At 51.0% G+C, this 18,277-nt stretch carries 20 protein-coding genes and 1 riboswitch; all 20 genes read right to left on the minus strand.

Annotated elements, in window-relative coordinates; all coding sequences use genetic code 11:
• Positions 1-146 precede the first annotated feature (146 nt).
• The gene (locus DX130_RS09925; protein ID WP_165861214.1) at positions 147-836 is read right to left on the minus strand and encodes a DUF2953 domain-containing protein; all 690 of its coding nucleotides are present in this window, start codon (positions 834-836) and stop codon (positions 147-149) included.
• A gap of 61 nt (positions 837-897) precedes the next feature.
• Positions 898-1,500 carry an SMC-Scp complex subunit ScpB gene (gene scpB / locus DX130_RS09930; protein ID WP_116044821.1) on the minus strand — a complete coding sequence of 201 codons (603 nt, stop codon included), beginning with the start codon at positions 1,498-1,500 and terminating at the stop codon, positions 898-900.
• Positions 1,469-2,248 (minus strand): segregation and condensation protein A, encoded by a 780-nt coding sequence (locus tag DX130_RS09935; RefSeq protein ID WP_116044823.1) that lies wholly within the window; start codon positions 2,246-2,248, stop codon positions 1,469-1,471. Before DX130_RS09935 ends, scpB begins: the two co-directional genes overlap by 32 nt.
• A gap of 33 nt (positions 2,249-2,281) precedes the next feature.
• Entirely contained in the window at positions 2,282-2,752 is a 471-nt protein-coding gene (ribH, locus tag DX130_RS09940; RefSeq protein WP_116044824.1) for a 6,7-dimethyl-8-ribityllumazine synthase, read from the minus strand.
• A gap of 39 nt (positions 2,753-2,791) precedes the next feature.
• On the minus strand, positions 2,792-4,048 hold the full coding sequence (locus DX130_RS09945; RefSeq protein WP_116044826.1) for a bifunctional 3,4-dihydroxy-2-butanone-4-phosphate synthase/GTP cyclohydrolase II: 1,257 nt from the start codon (positions 4,046-4,048) through the stop codon (positions 2,792-2,794).
• Positions 4,049-4,078: 30 nt separating this feature from the next.
• The gene (ribE, locus tag DX130_RS09950) at positions 4,079-4,744 is read right to left on the minus strand and encodes a riboflavin synthase (protein ID WP_116044828.1); all 666 of its coding nucleotides are present in this window, start codon (positions 4,742-4,744) and stop codon (positions 4,079-4,081) included.
• Positions 4,745-4,787: 43 nt separating this feature from the next.
• Positions 4,788-5,894: a bifunctional diaminohydroxyphosphoribosylaminopyrimidine deaminase/5-amino-6-(5-phosphoribosylamino)uracil reductase RibD gene (ribD, locus tag DX130_RS09955; protein WP_240644475.1), complete on the minus strand. Its 1,107-nt coding sequence runs from the start codon at positions 5,892-5,894 to the stop codon at positions 4,788-4,790.
• A 288-nt stretch (positions 5,895-6,182) separates the two neighbouring features.
• Positions 6,183-6,387, minus strand: a riboswitch (FMN riboswitch).
• Between the two features lie 31 nt (positions 6,388-6,418).
• The gene (locus tag DX130_RS09960; protein WP_116044831.1) at positions 6,419-6,850 is read right to left on the minus strand and encodes a peptidylprolyl isomerase; all 432 of its coding nucleotides are present in this window, start codon (positions 6,848-6,850) and stop codon (positions 6,419-6,421) included.
• A 52-nt stretch (positions 6,851-6,902) separates the two neighbouring features.
• The gene (gene lysA / locus DX130_RS09965; protein ID WP_116044833.1) at positions 6,903-8,234 is read right to left on the minus strand and encodes a diaminopimelate decarboxylase; all 1,332 of its coding nucleotides are present in this window, start codon (positions 8,232-8,234) and stop codon (positions 6,903-6,905) included.
• 134 nt (positions 8,235-8,368) lie between these two features.
• Positions 8,369-10,003, minus strand: a complete 1,635-nt coding sequence (locus tag DX130_RS09970) for a spore germination protein (protein WP_116044834.1) — start codon at positions 10,001-10,003, stop codon at positions 8,369-8,371.
• A 32-nt stretch (positions 10,004-10,035) separates the two neighbouring features.
• Positions 10,036-10,464 (minus strand): stage V sporulation protein AB, encoded by a 429-nt coding sequence (locus DX130_RS09975; RefSeq protein ID WP_116044836.1) that lies wholly within the window; start codon positions 10,462-10,464, stop codon positions 10,036-10,038.
• Positions 10,457-11,110 carry a stage V sporulation protein AA gene (locus DX130_RS09980; protein WP_116044838.1) on the minus strand — a complete coding sequence of 218 codons (654 nt, stop codon included), beginning with the start codon at positions 11,108-11,110 and terminating at the stop codon, positions 10,457-10,459. Before DX130_RS09980 ends, DX130_RS09975 begins: the two co-directional genes overlap by 8 nt.
• A 114-nt stretch (positions 11,111-11,224) precedes the next feature.
• On the minus strand, positions 11,225-11,980 hold the full coding sequence (gene sigF, locus DX130_RS09985) for an RNA polymerase sporulation sigma factor SigF (protein ID WP_116044839.1): 756 nt from the start codon (positions 11,978-11,980) through the stop codon (positions 11,225-11,227).
• A gap of 19 nt (positions 11,981-11,999) precedes the next feature.
• Positions 12,000-12,446 (minus strand): anti-sigma F factor, encoded by a 447-nt coding sequence (spoIIAB, locus tag DX130_RS09990; RefSeq protein WP_116044841.1) that lies wholly within the window; start codon positions 12,444-12,446, stop codon positions 12,000-12,002.
• Positions 12,443-12,796, minus strand: coding sequence for an anti-sigma F factor antagonist (spoIIAA, locus tag DX130_RS09995; protein ID WP_116044843.1), 354 nt, complete (start codon positions 12,794-12,796; stop codon positions 12,443-12,445). The genes spoIIAB and spoIIAA overlap by 4 nt, the downstream gene beginning before the upstream one ends.
• Before the next feature lie 144 nt (positions 12,797-12,940).
• Complete coding sequence (locus DX130_RS10000) at positions 12,941-14,125, minus strand: D-alanyl-D-alanine carboxypeptidase family protein (protein ID WP_240644381.1); 1,185 nt, start codon at positions 14,123-14,125, stop codon at positions 12,941-12,943.
• Between the two features lie 289 nt (positions 14,126-14,414).
• Complete coding sequence (locus DX130_RS10010) at positions 14,415-15,743, minus strand: pyrimidine-nucleoside phosphorylase (RefSeq protein WP_116044846.1); 1,329 nt, start codon at positions 15,741-15,743, stop codon at positions 14,415-14,417.
• Between the two features lie 32 nt (positions 15,744-15,775).
• Positions 15,776-15,946 carry an aspartyl-phosphate phosphatase Spo0E family protein gene (locus tag DX130_RS10015; protein ID WP_116044847.1) on the minus strand — a complete coding sequence of 57 codons (171 nt, stop codon included), beginning with the start codon at positions 15,944-15,946 and terminating at the stop codon, positions 15,776-15,778.
• Between the two features lie 109 nt (positions 15,947-16,055).
• A complete protein-coding gene (locus tag DX130_RS10020; RefSeq protein ID WP_206098787.1) occupies positions 16,056-16,880 on the minus strand; it encodes a purine-nucleoside phosphorylase in 825 nt (274 codons plus the stop codon).
• Positions 16,881-17,084: 204 nt separating this feature from the next.
• Entirely contained in the window at positions 17,085-18,269 is a 1,185-nt protein-coding gene (gene deoB, locus DX130_RS10025) for a phosphopentomutase (protein WP_116044849.1), read from the minus strand.
• Between the last annotated feature and the right edge of the window lie 8 nt (positions 18,270-18,277).

The raw sequence follows: 18,277 nt of genomic DNA on the forward strand, positions 1-18,277 counted from the left end.
ATAAGGGCTTACCTACGCTTTCTGTATTGTGCGCACTGTGAGGTTGAAGTATGTACAAGATCAATGTTGAAGTTGAATCATTGTACCTATGAGGATTGGCAACGTTTTTCCGAGCTTTTGCAAATATCATACCTTGCCCATCTGTCTTAAGCTCTGAATAGGATGTTCTTCCATGTTTTAGCGCCTTTTTTCCATTTCTTCATACGAGCTAAAAGCTGCAGTGCTGCCAGAATGGCATATCCGAAGCGGATTTGTGCTACGCACGACCATTCGGTCTTGAAGGACGACCGCTGAAAATCAGGATTGACCTCCATAATCGGTCCATTCTTGACGTGTACCATTTGCGACAGCAATCCGATGATACCGGTCTTGACAGACCACACCGCTCCCGTTGCCATAGCTGTCCACATGGCGTCGCCTGTCCCTACAGTAGTCGACCAGCGCCAATCGGTCAGATCAACTCTGGTTAACGTATCCCTGACCCATCCCTTCAAATCTCTGGTGAGATGCAGAATATGCTTGTACTTCTCGATCGCACTGACCACTTTGTCCGAATCGATCTCGTCATTGTATTCCTTCCAACTATTTATGCCCGCACTGCTTTTGCTTACTTGCTCATCGACTTTCAAGGACATGCCGTTCATGCTCATGAACGGCACTTTGTAACGGTATCGAATAAGACCGAACAACGCTTTGACGCTTAGCTCTGCATCGTCATTATTGCCTATCCTTCTCACAAAGCCGCTCACCACAACAGGAGAAGCCAGAAGGACGATGAGGGCAAAAAGCACAAAAAAGCCGCCGGCCCATATCCAACCGAAAGGGTGACCGAGCATGTTCATGCTTCCTCCGTTTCCCTAATACAGGTTGAAATTAGTATGGCCTGGCGGCTAATTCTCATTCTTTTAATTCATCAATTGTCATTTGTCGTCCATCCAGCCGATCAAAAAGCATCTGAGTCTGCTCGTCAAGCGCATCGTCTACATCAACATGCTTAGGCTCAGGCAGTTCCCGAATGGAGGCTAATCCGAAATAATCAAGGAATGATTTCGTTGTTCCGTACAAGATGGGTCTGCCGATCGCTTCTGCACGGCCTACCTCTTCAATCAAATCTTTTGATACAAGCGATTGAATCGCCCGATCAGTCTTCACGCCGCGAATTTCTTCAATATCAATACGGGTGATAGGCTGCCTGTAAGCAACGATAGACAATGTCTCAAGCGCCGCTTGCGACAATTGGGCTCTAGTTGGCGTATAGGCCATCCGTTCGAAATAAGGTGCATGCTCCGCATGTGTCGTCATTCGGTATGCAGATGCCACTTCCGTAATCTGAACGCCACGTTCCTCGCGCTGCAAATCCCTTTGCAAATCATATACAAGCTCAGAGGCGAAGTCGGCATCCAGCTCCAGTATATCGGCCAACTGGCGCTTCGTTAACCCTTCATCCCCTGCCATAAATAGAAGTCCCTCAATAATCGTCTTCAGCTTCTGATAGTCCATCTTCTTCAGTTTCCCCTCTCCAATGAATCACGATATCTTCAAAGAGCGAATGCTGGAAGCAACGAATATGCTTCATCTTCATTAGCTCCAATATCGCAAGGAACGTCACCACGACCTCATGTCGATCCATATTCTCGCGGATCAGTTTGGAGAACCTGATTGTCTCAAACTGCTTGAGCACATCCATAATATCTCTAATCCGGTCTTTGACCGAAATCTCATCCCGCTGAACTGTCGCAATGATATTCCGCCTTGCGGCTCTGCGCAGCGCCTTCTGGAATGCAGCGACCAAATCGGAGACATGCAGCCCTTCAACTGGATTAACTTTCTCTTCCTTCAGGAAGGGAGTCATATCTTCCGGCTCACGGGAAAATACGAGACTACGCTCGAATTCCTTCTCTCGAAGCTGCTCTGCAATTTGCTTGAACTTACGGTATTCCACCAGCTTCTGAATAAGCTCATCACGAGGATCAAGCCCGTCATCCTCCCATTCCTCGTAATGGTCTTCGAAGATGGGAGGTTTCGGCAAGAGCTGCTTACTCTTAATAGCCAGCAATGTCGCCGCCATAACGAGAAATTCGCTGGTCACATCCAGCTCCAGCTCCTTCATGGCATCCAGGTATTCCATATATTGAACCGTAATTTCGCTAATGGATACCTCATGGATATCAATCTCAGCCTTGTCGATCAAATGGAGCAGAAGGTCCAGCGGACCTTCGAATGCTTCCAGCTTATAAAGCACAGACACTCTTGCAACCTCCCGCGTAATGCAGCTAGCAGGTTATCCTTGCAGCTGCTTCGTCAAATTCGCCATTTCAATCGCGGTAACTGCCGCTTCGTAGCCTTTATTTCCTGCTTTTGTACCTGCACGCTCAATCGCCTGCTCGATGGAATCGACCGTCAATACGCCGAATATCGTTGGTACGCCTGTTTTGAGCGCAACTGCGGACACGCCTTTAGCCGCTTCATTGCACACATAGTCAAAGTGAGGCGTTGCGCCTCTGATCACTGCACCTAGTGTAATAACCGCGTCGTATTTGCCGCTCTCCGCCATTTTTTGCGCGATTAGCGGAATTTCGAAGGCGCCTGGAACCCAAGCGACTTCCACGTCCGTTTCAGAAGCGCCATGGCGCTTGAATGCATCCAGCGCTCCGCCAAGCAGCTTGCCGCTAATAAACTCGTTGAATCTTCCAACCACTACGCCATATTTTAACCCTTCTGATACTAAATGTCCCTCATAAATTTTCGTCATTCTATAAACTTCCTCTCAAATTTGATTTTTAAGTTGCTTTTATTGTTCCTGCTGGGGCACCGCATCCGGCTCCAGACCTTCCATTCGCAGCATATGGCCTAACTTCGCTTGCTTGGTGCGCAAATAATTCCGGTTGCTCTCGTTCGCCTCCATCTGGATCGGAACGCGCTCCACAACTTCAAGACCGTAACCTTCAAGTCCTTTAATTTTGCGAGGATTGTTCGTAAGCAATCTCATCTGGGTGACGCCAAGATCTTTCAAAATCTGAGCTCCTATCCCATATTCCCGCAAATCCGGAGCAAAGCCTAGCTTAATATTCGCCTCAACCGTGTCGAATCCCTGCTCCTGAAGCTCATAAGCCTTCAATTTATTGATTAGCCCAATCCCCCGGCCTTCCTGTCTCATATAGAGAAGCACGCCGCTGCCCGCTTCATCTATCTGCTTCAGTGCCGCAGCAAGCTGAGGCCCGCAATCACAACGGTGCGAATGGAACACATCGCCGGTCAAGCATTCGGAATGAACGCGAACTAATGTCGGTATGCCAGAATCAATCTCGCCCTTAACGAGAGCAACATGTTCCTTCTGGTCAACTTGGTTGGTATAAGCGATTGCTCTGAACTGGCCGAAGTCGGTTGGCATCTTCACGTCCACCGCTCTCTCCACCAGCTTTTCCTTTTCATTGCGGTAACGGATAAGCTCTTGAATCGTAATTAGCTTCAGGTCATGCTTCGCTTTGAACTCCACCAAATCCGGCAATCTGGCCATCGATCCGTCTTCTTTAATAATTTCGCAGATGACGGCTGCAGGCTTGGAGCCGCTAAGCTTTGCCAGGTCAATTGCAGCTTCCGTATGGCCTGCACGACGAAGCACGCCGCCTTCTTTTGCAATCAAAGGGAAGATATGGCCCGGTCTGCGGAAATCGCCTGCTTGGGCATCGGGATCAATCAACGCTTTAATCGTTAACGAGCGCTCATGCGCCGAAATGCCCGTCGTCGTAGAGATATGATCGATCGATACGGTAAACGCCGTACCATGATAATCCGTATTATGCGTAACCATCGGCGGCAAGTCCAACGCCTCGGCACGTTCCTGCGTAATTGGCGCGCAGACAAGACCCCTTGCTTCTGTAATCATAAAGTTGATCACTTCCGGCGATGCGCCATCAGCAAGTGCGATTAGATCGCCTTCATTCTCGCGATCCTCATCGTCCACAACAATGACTGGACGGCCTTGCTTCAGATCGTTTATTGCAGCTTCAACCGTATCAAATACATCCAGCTCTTCTGCTTGACTCATTATGGTTTCCTCCCTGACCTTATTTCTCTCTTATAGAAATCCGTGTTCCGCCAAATAAGCGGTAGACAGCTTGGATGACTCGTTTTTCTTATGGCTATCTTGCCCTTTGAAGTGCAGCAGATGATCCACGTATTTTCCGATAATATCCGTCTCGATATTGACAATCGATCCCGGCTGCCTGTACTGCAGGGCAGTCTCGGCAAGCGTATGCGGGATAATAGATACGATAAATCCATCTTCCGTCGTATCGACAACCGTCAAGCTGATCCCGTCGATCGTAACCGAGCCTTTTGCAATAATATGGCGCAGCTGCACCGGATCGTCCAGACGGATATGGAACACGACTGCATTGGCGTCAGCCTTGCGCGAGACGACGCGCCCGGTACCGTCAACATGTCCCTGTACAATATGGCCGCCGAATCTGGCCCCTGCCTGCATCGCCCGCTCCAGGTTGACAGGTTCTCCTGGCTCCAGCAGATGAAGTCCGGATCGACGATACGTTTCCGGCATAACATCAACCGCAAAAGATTGCCGGTCAAATGAGGTGACCGTTAGACACACGCCATTGACAGAAATACTGTCTCCCAGCTTGACGCCCTCAGTCACCACTTTCGCCCCAACCGTCAGAATCATCGCTTCCCCTTGCTTTTTGACGGTCTTCATTCGTCCTATTTCTTCTACCAAGCCTGTAAACATGAGTCCTGACCTCCTTCCCGTCCCTAAAAACCGCATCAACGTATCAGTCCGCTGTGTACCGGGGATATCCGGTCACGCATATATCTTCCCCGGCCATCTCAACTTGGACCCCATCCAGCGAGATCGCCTCCGACATGAACGTTCGGCCGCGGAGCGCGATATTTTGAGGAGCTTGTGCGCCGCCGATAAATTTGGTCGCGTAATACAGCACAACCTTATCGATCAATTCGTGATCTAACATCGCTCCGCTCAGCTTGCCTCCGCCCTCCAGCAAAATCGAGCTTATTTCCCGCCGCCCAAGCTCGGCAAGCGCATAGGTCAAATCCACCTCTGGCCCGCTGCCGCAAGCAATGACATCGACGCCGGCTTGGAGCAGCAACTCTTTCTTCGCTTGATCAGCCTGGTCCGTAGTTAATAGAATGGTAGGCGCCGACTTGTCAACGACAACGCGAGCATCAAGCGGAAGACTCAGCTTGGAGTCAACGATAATACGTACCGGATGGATAGCCGGGACTGCCGCTCGGGTTGTCAGCATAGGATCGTCTGCCAGAGCCGTCCCAATGCCAACCATGATGGCTGTATGTTGATGACGCAACGTATGCGTCTGCTCCCTGGCAACAGGTCCTGTCACCCACTTGCTGTCTCCCTGCTCTGTCGCAATCTTGCCGTCCAGCGTACTCGCTGTCTTAAGCGTAACGAAGGGGAGCCGGCTCGTAATGTATTTGTTGAATTTTTCATTCAAAGCTCGGGACTTGCTCTCCATTAGTCCAACGCTTACGTCTATTCCATGCTCCCTCAAGCGCTGGATTCCTCTGCCGGAGACAACCGGATTAGGATCTGCAGCGGCTACGACTACCCTTGCGGCCCCAGATGCGATAATCAGTTCGCAGCAAGGCGGCGTCTTCCCGTGATGGCTGCAAGGCTCCAGCGTTACGTAGACCGTCGCTCCCTTGGCCTCGTCTCCCGCCATAGCCAGCGCATGTACTTCGGCATGTCCTTCTCCTCGTTTTAGATGAGTGCCGATGCCGAGAATTCGTCCTTCTTTCACGACAACGCAGCCAACGACAGGATTGATGCCAGTCTGTCCGGAAGCTTTCGCCGCCATGTTTAACGCCAATGACATGTAATATTCATCATTCAGTATATCGATCAATACGCAAAAACCCCCCATACCGGCAAGCTGGCCGACAGGGGGGTGAGATAGTGAGAACTACGGCATGAACATAAAGATATGCGCGAAAACAAACAAGGCAGACCCGCTAGTCAGCTATTGATAGCTGTCTACACGGCGTGTCCAAGCCAAAATCCGTTCGCAAATAGACCGCTAGTGACGGTCCAAGCATCTCTTGCCCGCAAAGACAACAAATAAACACTCTCCCGCCTATGTGAAAATAAGCACAAGAAAGAGGGTTATACATGCTGAACTGCAGTGCCGAAGCTTCTCCTTCTCCCATCCAGACTATACTGTCGGTCCCGGATTTGCACCAGGTCCACCGTTCCAATGTCACTCACAAGCTATTGCCCTTATGAGCTCATCAGCCCGGGTCACGGACTAACGGATCACGCAGCACATGCGGTTGCCCGCTCTGCACTGCGCTCCGATCACCGCCGGTTGGGAATCTCACCCTACCCCGAAGGAAAGCTAATTACTATTTTATAGTACTCATCGTACCATTATTTTTCGGAAACTTCAACTGTCTCCATTTTGTCTCCGCCTTTAAGAGCGTCAACAAATTCCATACCTTTTGTTACTTTGCCGAATACCGTATGTCCACCATCCAGATGCGGCTGCGGCTGGTAGCAGATATAGAACTGGCTTCCGCCTGTGTTGCGTCCTGCATGAGCCATCGCAAGTGTACCGCGCTCGTGCTTGTTCGGGTTAATCTCGCAATTGATGGTGTAGCCTGGTCCACCGGCTCCACTGCCATTCGGGCATCCGCCCTGCGCTACGAAACCTGGAATAACACGGTGGAACGTTAGACCGTTATAGAAACCTTCATTCGCCAGCTTCTCGAAGTTCCCTACTGTATTAGGTGCGTCTTGGTCGAATAGGTCCAAATGAACTTCTCCGCCGCTCGCCAGTTTGATTTTTGCTTGTTTTGCCATTATTGCATCTACCTTTCTTTATCCGAATAAGACTACGTTACCAATTCTGCCCTTACTTCGCAAGGGTAGATTTCTGCAGTCTTGCCGGAATTACGTCATTGCATACGATATTATCCAGCGATTCGCGCTTTACAACGAGATCCGCTTGGCCATCTTTCACGAACACAACAGCCGGACGGCGGATACGGTTGTAGTTGCTTGCCATCGCATAGTTGTATGCGCCTGTGCAGAATACGGCCAGCAGATCGCCGTTATCCGCCTTCGGCAATTCCAGATCCCAGATCAGCATATCGCCGCTCTCGCAGCATTTGCCCGCAATAGATACGGTCTCTTCAGCGGCTTCATTCGCACGGTTCGCCAGAACCGCTTCATATCTGGATTGATATAGAGCTGGACGCGGATTGTCGGTCATGCCGCCGTCAACAGCGATATATTTGCGAACGCCCGGGATGTTTTTGCTTGTCCCAACCGTGTACAATGTTGTTCCTGCGTCGCCAACCATGCTCCGGCCTGGCTCAACCCAAATTTCCGGAAGCGGGAATTCCGCATTGGCGAAATTGGCTTTGATCGCATCGGTAATCGCACCGACATATTCGCTAACTGGCAGCGGCGTATCGCCTTCCACATAACGAATGCCGAAGCCTCCGCCAAGGTTGATTACTTTGAATGTCAAGCCTAGCTCAGCGCGAATGGAAACGGCGAACTGGGCTACTTTGTCTACCGCCATACGGAACCCTTCGACTTCGAAAATTTGCGAGCCGATGTGGGAGTGAACGCCGAGAATGACCAGATTGTCCAATTTCATCGCTTCTTCAATGGCTTGCTTGGCAGCGCCGTTGCCGAGGTCGAATCCGAACTTGGAATCTTGCTGGCCTGTGGAAATATAGTCATGCGTATGTGCTTCTACGCCAGGCGTAATGCGAAGCAAAACGTTAACTTTTTTGCCCTTGTCGCCGGCAAGCGCGTTAAGCAGCGCCAACTCGTCGAAGTTGTCCACGACGAAGCAGCCAATGCCCGCGTCCAGCGCCATGTTGATCTCATCCGGAGTCTTGTTGTTGCCGTGGAAGTGGATGCGTTCCACAGGAAAGCCTGCTTGCAGCGCTGTGAACAGCTCGCCGTCGGACACAACGTCCAGCGACAATCCCTCTTGCTCGGCAATGACGCACATAGCCATTACGCTAAATGCCTTGCTCGCGTAAGCAACCTGGAATTTCAAACCGGAAGCCTTGAATGCTTCGACATATTCTCTGGCGCGCTGGCGCACAAGAGACTCGTCGACAATATATAACGGCGTGCCAAACTCCTTCGCCAAGTCGGTGACGTCGTTTCCGCCTATTTCCAAATGTCCATTTGCATTAATTTTACTCGTACCGTGCAGATACATTGCTACCCCTCGCTTCTTCGACGCTTCAAACTAGAAGCGTTACTGATATATTTTGCATATATAGAATCAGTATAACGCAAGAGAAGCACAACCGGTATGGATAATTTCGCATTTCATTTGCATTTTTATGCGTATCAGCTCGTCTCCGGCATCTTGTCCCTTTGCTGCGGCTTCAAAATATTCGGTCTTGTCCGGTTATAGAGAAGCGGCTGACGTATGACAATGCTGAGCAGCGCCTTGGCGTCAAAAGGAATAATCGGCCACATATAAGGCCGGTTCATGGATCGCTCATTTACCAGGAAAATCACGATAACGGTTGTCGCGATGACAAGTCCCGGTACGTTGAAAGCTGCTACTGCCATAAGCAGCACCAGCCGCACAATCCGATTGGCCAAGCCCAGCTCATAGCTCGGCGTAGCGAACATCCCAATGGCTGCGATGGCCATATACAAAATAACTTCGTTGACGAACAGCCCGGTCTTCACGGCAATATCGCCAATCAGAATCGCAGCAACCAGCGACATCGCTGTAGCCAGCGTGGTCGGCGTATGAACCGAGGCCATTCGCAATAGATCGACGCCAATCTCAACTAAAATGAACTGTACAAAAATCGGGATCTTCCCCGTCTTGCTTGGCCCCAGAAACTCCAGTACCGGCGGCTTAAACTCCGGATGCATGACAAAGAGGAGCCATAGCGGCAGCATGAACAGCGACGCGAATATGCCGATGAATCTGACCCAGCGCAAATAAGTGCCGATAAACGGCGTCTGCCTGTTCTCCTCCGCATGCTGAACCAGGTCGGTATACGTCGTTGGCAGCGTCATGACGCTCGGAGACGTATCTACGAAGACGGCGACTGCGCCTTCCAGCAAGTGCGCAGCTACCGTATCCGGCCGCTCCGAATAGCGCACCAGCGGGAACGGGCTCCATCCCCGCTTGATCGTCGCTTCCTCCAGCTGCTTGTCCGCCAGCGGCAAGCCGTCTACTTTCACCATGGATATTTTATCCTTGATCGACTTCAACAGTTCCCTGTCGACGATATCATCTATATAAGCAATGCAGACATCTGTTTTGGTGCGTTCCCCAACCATCACAAGCTCGTAACGAAGCTTCGGATCGCGCAGCCGTCTGCGCACGAGAGAAATATTGACCATCAAGGTCTCGTTAAAGCCGTCCCGAGCTCCACGCACGACCTTCTCAAGCGACGGCTCCTCCATGCCGCGTGCCGGGAAGTTTTTGGCATCAATCTTCAGGGCAGTGCTTTCTCCATCGATGAACAGCGCGCTGCCGCCTGCCAATACGAACGTGATCAGCATGTCCCAATTCTCTTCCTTATCAACCTGCGCTGCCGGCACATAGAAGTCTAGAAATGAATGAAGCGCATCGCTGCTTAAGTCGCCCGGCTCCAGAAAGGTAAGCCTCATCAGCACTTCTGTCAATACTTCTTCTTTCACTAGTCCGTTGAGGCAAAATAACGCCGTCCGCTTCTCGCCGAACGTCATCTCTCTTACGACTACGTCGAAGCTTGTTTTGTAGCCCATTTCCTCCAGCTTTTTGAGTACATCGTTCAGATTGGCTGGAATCCGTTTATTCTGCTTCTCCTTCCTCTTCTCATTGCCATGACTAACATGCGCCACGTCTACAGCGTCAGTCTCTTCTTCCCCGCGTCCGCTGCCTGGCTCCTCTTGCATCTGATCCTCCGACAACAACGGAGGCTTGATATCTCCGTCCCTGCTTACTTCCTCATTCTCTCTCTGCCAGTCACTCATAAACGGCCCACCTCATTTTGAATTTGCTTCCTCTACCACTGGAATACAAGCCAATCGAACAAGGAACCGAACGTTTTGCCCAGCACCATCGCCATAACCAGACCTACGATATAGCGCGACAGCTGCAGCCGCTTCGCCAGTATCGGCAATACATTCATCACTTCTGTAAGCGCCGCCGCCAGCATGCCGACAAAGATCCCGTCGAACAATCCCGCTCCGCTGAGGACGATGGGCATAGACACCGACAGGCGCCAGTCCATGAAATCGGCGAACGTCCAGTACAACGCTCCGCTAATAATGGCTGTCTCGAACCAGATCGACAGCCGGAACGCGTTCGTCAGCTGCGCCAATCGAGGGATCAGGTCGAATACGATAAGCAGCGCCACAAGACCGCTTCCAACCGCGAGACCTCCGCCGATGCCCAATATCGCTATAAACAGATTCGCCAATACATCAATCATGGGAACCATCGCCATGGAGCTGATCGTAATTGGCCTGCTTCCTCATCTCATCCGCAATCACATAGTCATTAATATTTTCCTGGTACATAAACAGCTCGACCTCCAGCGGATTGGGCTCCTCATTGAACCGCTTGCGGAAAATATGGTTGAAGAAAAGCACCATGCCCAGGCCTACACCGAATGAATACGGAATTTGGAACCAAAGCGGATGCTCCGTCTTTTTCCCTGTAATCAGCTCTACAATACGGATATGAACTTCCTTCATGCTGACATCCGTATGGAAATTCATAATCGCCAGCCCCGCTCCAAAAAAGAGCAGCAGCCACGCCAGTACAAGCAGGGCGTACCTTGGCTTGACCGGCTTGTCCGCGACCATCAGCAGCACTTGCGGATCGCCGTATGCTTCAATCGTCACCTCGGGGTGCAACAATCGGATCGACCTGACGATCTGGAGCATATCAATGACGACGCGGTTGCCGTCCTGCTTGCGATGCTCATAGAGCTTGAGCGCCTTCAAGCTTACCTCCAACCCGTCATCATCCGTCATCAGTCTGGCCACTTGTCCAAGCGTGACTAAGTGCAGGGGCCGGATATAGATTCTTTTTTTCAATCGCAGATAGAGGACTCCATGGCTGGAATTGCCCATATATCATCATCCCTTCTGCCCTTTCTTGGCGATTCGTTTCTAGGTTAGTATGAGACAAGGAGGATAAGGATACTCAGCCAAAATCATGAAGGGGACAAAAAAAGAACCAAACCGCTATTGAGCGATTTGGTCCCTGATCGATTGCAATATTTTTTTCTCCAAACGCGATACCTGCACTTGCGATATACCCAGCCTGGCAGCCACTTCGGATTGCGTCTTATCGCGGTAATAGCGTAAGTACACGATTAGTCGTTCCCGCTCGCTCAGTCCTTCTATCGCTTCAACAAGCGCCAGCTTATCGAACCAGCGTTCCTGCGACTCGTCCGCAATTTGATCCATCAGCGTGATGGGATCGCCATCGTTCTCGAATACCGTCTCGTGAATCGAAGTAGGCGGCTTATTCGCCTCCTGGGCGAATACGACGTCCTCGGGCGTAATGCCAAGACGCTCCGCTACTTCCGAGATCGTCGGCAGACGGCCTAGCGTCTTGGACAGCTCATCCTTCATCTTGCGCACCTTGTTCGCCGTCTCCTTAAGCGACCGGCTCACTTTGAGCGTCCCGTCATCGCGGAGAAACCGCTGGATCTCTCCGATAATCATTGGCACTGCATATGTCGAGAACTTCACGTCATACGACAAGTCAAACTTGTCAACGGACTTTAGCAGTCCGATGCAGCCAATTTGGAACAGATCCTCGGGCTCGTAGCCCCTATTGATGAAGCGCTGCACAACGGACCATACAAGCCTTATATTGCAGTTGACCAGTGTATCACGCGCGACGGTATCCCCAGATTGGCTGAGAGCGATCAGACGTTTCACTTCCGCGTCATCCAAATAAGGCTGGGCTGTTTGCTTCAAATCGACATCCATGAGGCTCAACCCCTATGCTCTAATTGTAGAGCGCTTTTTTTGACTCGATTCTCTTCTGCATATCTACCCGGGTTCCGCCGCCTGCCGAGCTGGAAACCTCGAAGCGGTCCATAAAGTTTTCCATGATCGTAAAACCCATTCCGGAGCGCTCCAGCTCCGGCTTCGACGTATAGAGCGGCTGGCGAGCCAGCTCCACGTCCTCAATACCAAGACCCCGATCCGACACAACGATAGAGACCATATCCCCATCAATAATCGCCTCGATGTCTACCAGCTTTGTGTCGTCGCTCTCATAACCGTGTATGATCGCGTTGGTCACTGCCTCCGAGACGGCCGTTTTCAAATCGTTTAGCTCCTCCAGCGTCGGATCAAGCTGGGATACGAAAGCCGCGACCGCGATGCGAGCAAAGGCTTCATTCTCTGAACGGGCGCTGAACGAAAGCTTCAATTCGTTGCGGCTTGTCATGACACCACCTCCAAACTCGTAATCGCGCTGCGCTCATTGTCGTGAATGGCAATGATTTTAAACAGTCCCGACAGTTCGAACAACCTGCGTACGGCCGGATTGACATCACAGACTACCATTTTGCCACCTTTGGCCTTCACTTGCTTGTAGCGGCCCAGTATAACTCCGAGTCCCGAGCTGTCCATAAACCCAAGATCCCTCAGGCTCAGAATGACATGGGAGACGCTGTCGCGCAGCAAGGCATCCTCCATCTTATACCGAACGATATCGGCCGTGTGATGGTCAAGCTCGCCACGCAATCGCACAATCAGCACCTTGCGGTAATGCTCCAATTCGATTTGCAGACTCATTCGCGCTGTTCATCTCCTTCAGGGTAATGGATACTCTTGCCGAGATAGAACTAGCAATTCTCTAATTGCACCCCTGATTCCTGCACACCGACAAAACTAGAAGCATACCGCTACGAGCTGACAAAAGCTGCATGGAGCTGGCGATTATCGGAACAAGCCGCCAGCGGCGCGTCCCAGAAGCTTCCACCAGCTCGCCTTGTCGATCCCCTTCGGTGCAGCCACGTCGAATTCCTTAAGGGTCTGGTCGCCCTGGTAGACGATCAGCTTGCCAATCGATTGTCCCTGCTGAATTGGCGCCTTCAGCTTGTCGTCCAGCTTCAGCTCATGATGGATATCCCCTGTTGGAGTACCTTTCTTCAGCAAAATGCTATAGGGCTTCTCTGCGATCAATTGCAGCTCGGACTGCATGCCTTTTTCGATTCTTGCCGTACCGATCGGTTCACCTTCCCCAACAATCGAATAATTCATATATTGAGCGAACGCATAATCGAACATCTGAGATACTTCGTTGTTTCGGTGTTTGGTCGTAGGCTCGCCCATTACAACCGCAATGACCCGCAGATCGTCCCGCTTCGCTGTTGCGGACAGACAATATTTCGCCTCACTCGTAAATCCGGTTTTCAATCCGTCCGCTCCGCTGTAGAATCGGACAAGCTTATTCGTATTAACGAGCCAAAATGGCTTCTGGGACGACTTTCTCAAGTAATCCTGATATAATCCCGTATACTTGGTCACTTCAGAGTGCTTCAGCAGCTCTCTGGACATTACGGCAATATCATGGGCGGAGGAATAATGTCCTTCAACCGGCAGGCCATTCGGATTGACAAAATGCGTGTCGTTCATGCCAAGCTCCTTCGCCTTCTCATTCATCATGACGACGAACTGGTTCTCCGTTCCCGCAAGCTTCTCGGCCATAGCCACGGACGCATCATTGCCCGACGCAAGCGCAATGCCTTTGATCATATCCTCAACAGACATCTCTTCTCCTTGCTCCAGGAAAATTTGAGATCCGCCCATCGATGCAGCATATTCGCTAGTCCGCACCATATCAGTCAACTTGAGAGTCCCTTCGTCCAATGCTTCCATCACGAGCAGCAACGTCATAATTTTTGTAATGCTGGCAGGCGGGAGCCTATCGTGACTGTTCTTCTCATAAATAATCGTTCCCGTATCAGCATCCATAAGAATGGAAGACCTTGCGGATGGCGCCAGATCATTAGTTCCCGCGGCGGACTGCGGCGGTGCTTTCTCTTCTGCATGCGCAATCGCCGGCAGCATAAGCATACATGTCATAACTATTGCGGTTAATGAAGCTACTGATTTCTTCAACGAAATGTCCCTCCTGATAGATAGATGTGCAATTCGGTACTATTGTCCTTTCCAGTGTTGACGCTATTGCTGGAAATTATTCCTTGATAGTAGATTTCAACCGAATCGCGCAAGGACAAGCTTAGCAGCGAGCGACCTTGCAACTTCATGATTGTGTGTCGACTTAAGGCCGCTTGGGAGTACCATTCGCCCAGCGTCCGACCATGCAAAAAAAGCCGGCGCCACAGCGCCAGCCTTTCTATCATTCAAAATAATTTAATGTCCCTCTTCAGGGGATAAGCCAATTGCTCTAAAACCGGGTAATGCCCTCCGCTGTTACGACGGATAGCAATAGTGGTCTTGTCGCAGGCTTGGCATTTTCAATTGTATAAGCTTCGAGCACACGCTCACCGACTTTAGCCGCCGATTCATTTTGCTCCCTCACATGCAAGAGAGCCAGCGTATCGCCTTGCTTCACTTCATCGCCGACTTTCTTCCGAAGCGTCACTCCGACAGCATAATCGATGACCGAGTCTTTTGTCTCACGTCCCGCGCCCAGCATCATCGCTGCTAGACCTAGCTGCTCCGCCTCGATGGCATTCACATAACCGGATTGATTGGACTGAACCTCTATCGTGAAAGGCGCCTTCGGCAGAAGCTCCGGCTGATCGGCAATACGGCCATCGCCACCCTGAGCTTCAATGAATAACCGGAACTTGTCTAAGGCTTCCCCGCTTGCCAGCTTTCCTCGAAGAAGCTCCTTCGCCTCATCAAAAGTGGCTGCATTACCGCCGAGAACGACCATATGGGCGCCAAGCGCAAGGCAGAGCTCTGTCAAATCTTCTGGTCCATTACCCTTCAACGTAGCGAGCGCTTCTTCCACTTCAAGCGCATTGCCGATTGCGAATCCTAGCGGCTGATCCATATCGCTAATGACTGCCGCAGTCTGCCGCCCGACTTCAGAGCCGATCGCCACCATTGCATTCGCAAGCTCTTCAGCATCTTGCACCGTCTTCATGAAAGCTCCGCTTCCGGTCTTTACATCCAGAACGATGGCATCTGCTCCTGCTGCGATCTTCTTGCTCATCACGGAACTGGCTATGAGCGGAATCGATTCTACCGTACCCGTAACGTCTCTTAACGCATACAGTTTCTTGTCGGCAGGGGCCAGATTGCCGCTTTGCCCGATGACTGACAACCCAATATCATTGACTTGCTTAATGAAATCATCACGAGACAACTCCGTATGGAAGCCCTCAATAGACTCCAGCTTGTCGATCGTTCCGCCGGTATGTCCAAGGCCTCGGCCGGACATCTTCGCTACAGGCACGCCTGCGGAAGCAACAAGGGGACCTATAATCAAGGTCGTTTTATCGCCAACGCCACCCGTACTGTGCTTGTCTACCTTTATGCCATGAATCGGCGACAAGTCTACTTGATCGCCTGAACCAGCCATTGCAAGCGTCAATGCCGCCGTCTCCGCAGAGGTCATACCGCGGAATAAAACCGCCATAGCCCAAGCGGACATCTGATAATCCGGAATATCACCGCGGCTGTAGCCTGTAACCAGAACGCCAATCTCTTCTGCCGTTAGCTCGCCACCGTCACGTTTTTTGTGTATAACATCAACAACCCGCATGTCTGCTCCCTCCAAGTAAGAAGCAGGCGCAATTATGTCGTACGAGCGAGCAAACGCCGTTCAGATTGAACCTGCACAATAATCTCGTCGAGTGACTGGCTAAGTACAAGCACATCTCGGTGCAGCAAATTTTTCTCCGAAATTGCCGTCTCAACCATTTCATTGCGCAGCTGCTCCAGCTGCAAAAGTAACTGCTTGTCCATTTCACGTCCACTCCATCTTTCTTTGATCATGGACATTATACGACGATTCCCGTTTGGAAAACTGTCATATTGAGTCGAGCCAAATGTTACAATTGTGTTACAAACACTGTTACATTTTGGAAATTAATGCTGTAACAAGACCCAGGAACTGGGACTTGACAAGCTCCGTCGTTTCCATAACTTCTTCATGCGACAAAGGTTGATCCAATATTCCGGATGCCATGTTGCTAATACAGGAAATTCCGACTACTTCGATACCGGAATGACGTGCCGCAATAACTTCCGCAACGGTCGACATTCCGACAGCATCCGCACCTAATGTGCGAAGCATGCGAATTTCGGCGGGAGTTTCGTACGTTGGGCCCAGTAAACCAGCGTATACGCCTTCCTGTACGGTGATGTCTTGACTCTTCGCTATATCAAGCGCAACGGCGCGCAGACGCTTGCTATAGGCTTCCGACATATCAGGGAAGCGCACGCCCAGCTCATTGTCATTGGGTCCGATAAGCGGGTTTGTACCCGTCAAGTTAAGATGATCCGAGATCAGCATCAGATTACCGGAAGCGAAGCTCAGATTAATGCCGCCAGCCGCATTCGTCACAAGCAGTGACTGCACGCCAAGCGCCTTCATAACGCGAACCGGGAAAGCCGTCAATTCAGGGCCATAGCCTTCATACATATGGAAACGTCCGCGCATCAGGATGACGGATCGTCCTGAAAGCGAGCCAATCAACAATTCGCCTGCATGTCCTTCCACGGTCGATACCGGGAAATGAGGGATATCATGATATTGAATAACGGTTGCGTTCTCGATGTAATCGCCAAGCACGCCAAGCCCGGAGCCCATAATAAGACCGATCTCCGGCGTGATGTCTGTGTTTTGTTGGATATATGCTGCTGCTTCTTTAATGTGTACTGATGTCAATTGAGTCATGGTTTAGTCCTCCTAAAAAGTTTTACGAAGTAAAACTTTACTTCGTAAGCGTTGGCTTAAAGTTTTACGAAGTAAAACTTAACTTCGTAAGCGTTGGCTTAAAGTTTTACGAAGTAAAACTTAACTTCGTAAGCGTTGACTTAGAGTTTTACGAAGTAAAACTTAACTTCGTAAGCGTTGGCTTAAAGTTTTACGAAGTAAAACTTAATTCGCCTCAAGTAAATTCAAAAAGCTGGTGCCGTTTGGCGGGGACTGAACGCCGAAATTGTCGGCGATCGTCGCTCCCAGGTCGGAGAACGTCTCGCGGACGGATAGCTCGCCCGGTTGCTTGAAGGCAGGACTATATAGCAGCACCGGCACATACTCGCGGGTATGATCTGTACCCGGATGTGTCGGATCATTGCCATGATCCGCTGTCACAATAAGCAAATCCTTCTCGCCAATAACCGCTTCCAAATGAGGCAGTGCGCGGTCGAATTCTTCCAGGGCCCGGGCGTAACCCTCAGGATCCCGGCGATGACCGTACAGGGAGTCGAAGTCGACCAGATTTGTAAACAACAAGCCGCGGAACGGCTCCTTCAATCGGTCTATCGTGCGCTGGATACCGTCAGCGTTGCTTTTGGTCGGCGTGGATTCCGTGATTCCCTCGCCATCAAAGATATCATTGATCTTGCCGATTGCGATCGTATCGAAACCTCCGTTCTTCAATGCATCCAGGACGGTAGGCTGCGGCGGCTTCACCGCATAATCATGGCGGTTCGGCGTACGCTTGAAGCTCCCCGGCTCGCCCACATACGGCCTGGCAATGACGCGCCCCAACGTAAAGCGTTCGTCCATCGTCAGCTCTCTGGCAATCTCGCAAGCGCGATATAATTCCTCAAGCGGTATAATATCCTCATGCGCGGCGATCTGGAAGACGCTGTCGGCCGACGTATAGACGATCCAAGCTCCAGTCTTCATCTGCTCTTCGCCAAGCTCGTCCAATATTTCTGTTCCGCTTGCCGATTTATTCCCGATGACCTTACGGCCTGTCCGCTCCTCGAACGGGCCAATCAGCTCAGGAGGGAATCCGTCAGGGAAAGTCTGGAAGGGAACGGTAAGCTTCAATCCCATCAGCTCCCAATGTCCTGTCATCGTATCCTTTCCTACAGACACCTCGGCCATTTTCCCGAAATAAGCATCCGTTGTTTCGCCTTCGGGCTTCCAATTGCCGATTGGGGCAATCCGATCAAGTCCCCAGCGTCTCAAATGCGGCAGCTCCAGACTGCTTACACGCTCCGCGATATGTCCAAGCGTATGGGAGCCTATATCTCCGAATTGTTTTGCATCCGGCAGCTCGCCAATTCCTACACTGTCCAGCACAACAACGGCAATACGTTCAAATTTCATAAGTTGTC

The organism is Paenibacillus paeoniae, assembly GCF_003388735.1.
Taxonomy (GTDB): domain Bacteria; phylum Bacillota; class Bacilli; order Paenibacillales; family Paenibacillaceae; genus Pristimantibacillus; species Pristimantibacillus paeoniae.

What these genes read in the sequence shown, in the direction of transcription:
- DX130_RS09925 (WP_165861214.1), bottom strand. Translation starts at nt 836, where the DNA reads ATGCTCGGTCACCCTTTCGGTTGGATATGGGCCGGCGGCTTTTTTGTG.
- scpB (WP_116044821.1), bottom strand. Translation starts at nt 1,500, where the DNA reads ATGGACTATCAGAAGCTGAAGACGATTATTGAGGGACTTCTATTTATG.
- ribH (WP_116044824.1), bottom strand. Translation starts at nt 2,752, where the DNA reads ATGACGAAAATTTATGAGGGACATTTAGTATCAGAAGGGTTAAAATAT.
- DX130_RS09945 (WP_116044826.1), bottom strand. Translation starts at nt 4,048, where the DNA reads ATGAGTCAAGCAGAAGAGCTGGATGTATTTGATACGGTTGAAGCTGCA.
- ribE (WP_116044828.1), bottom strand. Translation starts at nt 4,744, where the DNA reads ATGTTTACAGGCTTGGTAGAAGAAATAGGACGAATGAAGACCGTCAAA.
- DX130_RS09960 (WP_116044831.1), bottom strand. Translation starts at nt 6,850, where the DNA reads ATGGCAAAACAAGCAAAAATCAAACTGGCGAGCGGCGGAGAAGTTCAT.
- lysA (WP_116044833.1), bottom strand. Translation starts at nt 8,234, where the DNA reads ATGTATCTGCACGGTACGAGTAAAATTAATGCAAATGGACATTTGGAA.
- DX130_RS09970 (WP_116044834.1), bottom strand. Translation starts at nt 10,003, where the DNA reads ATGAGTGACTGGCAGAGAGAGAATGAGGAAGTAAGCAGGGACGGAGAT.
- DX130_RS09975 (WP_116044836.1), bottom strand. Translation starts at nt 10,464, where the DNA reads ATGATTGATGTATTGGCGAATCTGTTTATAGCGATATTGGGCATCGGC.
- DX130_RS09980 (WP_116044838.1), bottom strand. Translation starts at nt 11,110, where the DNA reads ATGGGCAATTCCAGCCATGGAGTCCTCTATCTGCGATTGAAAAAAAGA.
- sigF (WP_116044839.1), bottom strand. Translation starts at nt 11,980, where the DNA reads ATGGATGTCGATTTGAAGCAAACAGCCCAGCCTTATTTGGATGACGCG.
- spoIIAB (WP_116044841.1), bottom strand. Translation starts at nt 12,446, where the DNA reads ATGACAAGCCGCAACGAATTGAAGCTTTCGTTCAGCGCCCGTTCAGAG.
- spoIIAA (WP_116044843.1), bottom strand. Translation starts at nt 12,796, where the DNA reads ATGAGTCTGCAAATCGAATTGGAGCATTACCGCAAGGTGCTGATTGTG.
- DX130_RS10010 (WP_116044846.1), bottom strand. Translation starts at nt 15,743, where the DNA reads ATGCGGGTTGTTGATGTTATACACAAAAAACGTGACGGTGGCGAGCTA.
- DX130_RS10015 (WP_116044847.1), bottom strand. Translation starts at nt 15,946, where the DNA reads ATGGACAAGCAGTTACTTTTGCAGCTGGAGCAGCTGCGCAATGAAATG.
- DX130_RS10020 (WP_206098787.1), bottom strand. Translation starts at nt 16,880, where the DNA reads ATGACTCAATTGACATCAGTACACATTAAAGAAGCAGCAGCATATATC.
- deoB (WP_116044849.1), bottom strand. Translation starts at nt 18,269, where the DNA reads ATGAAATTTGAACGTATTGCCGTTGTTGTGCTGGACAGTGTAGGAATT.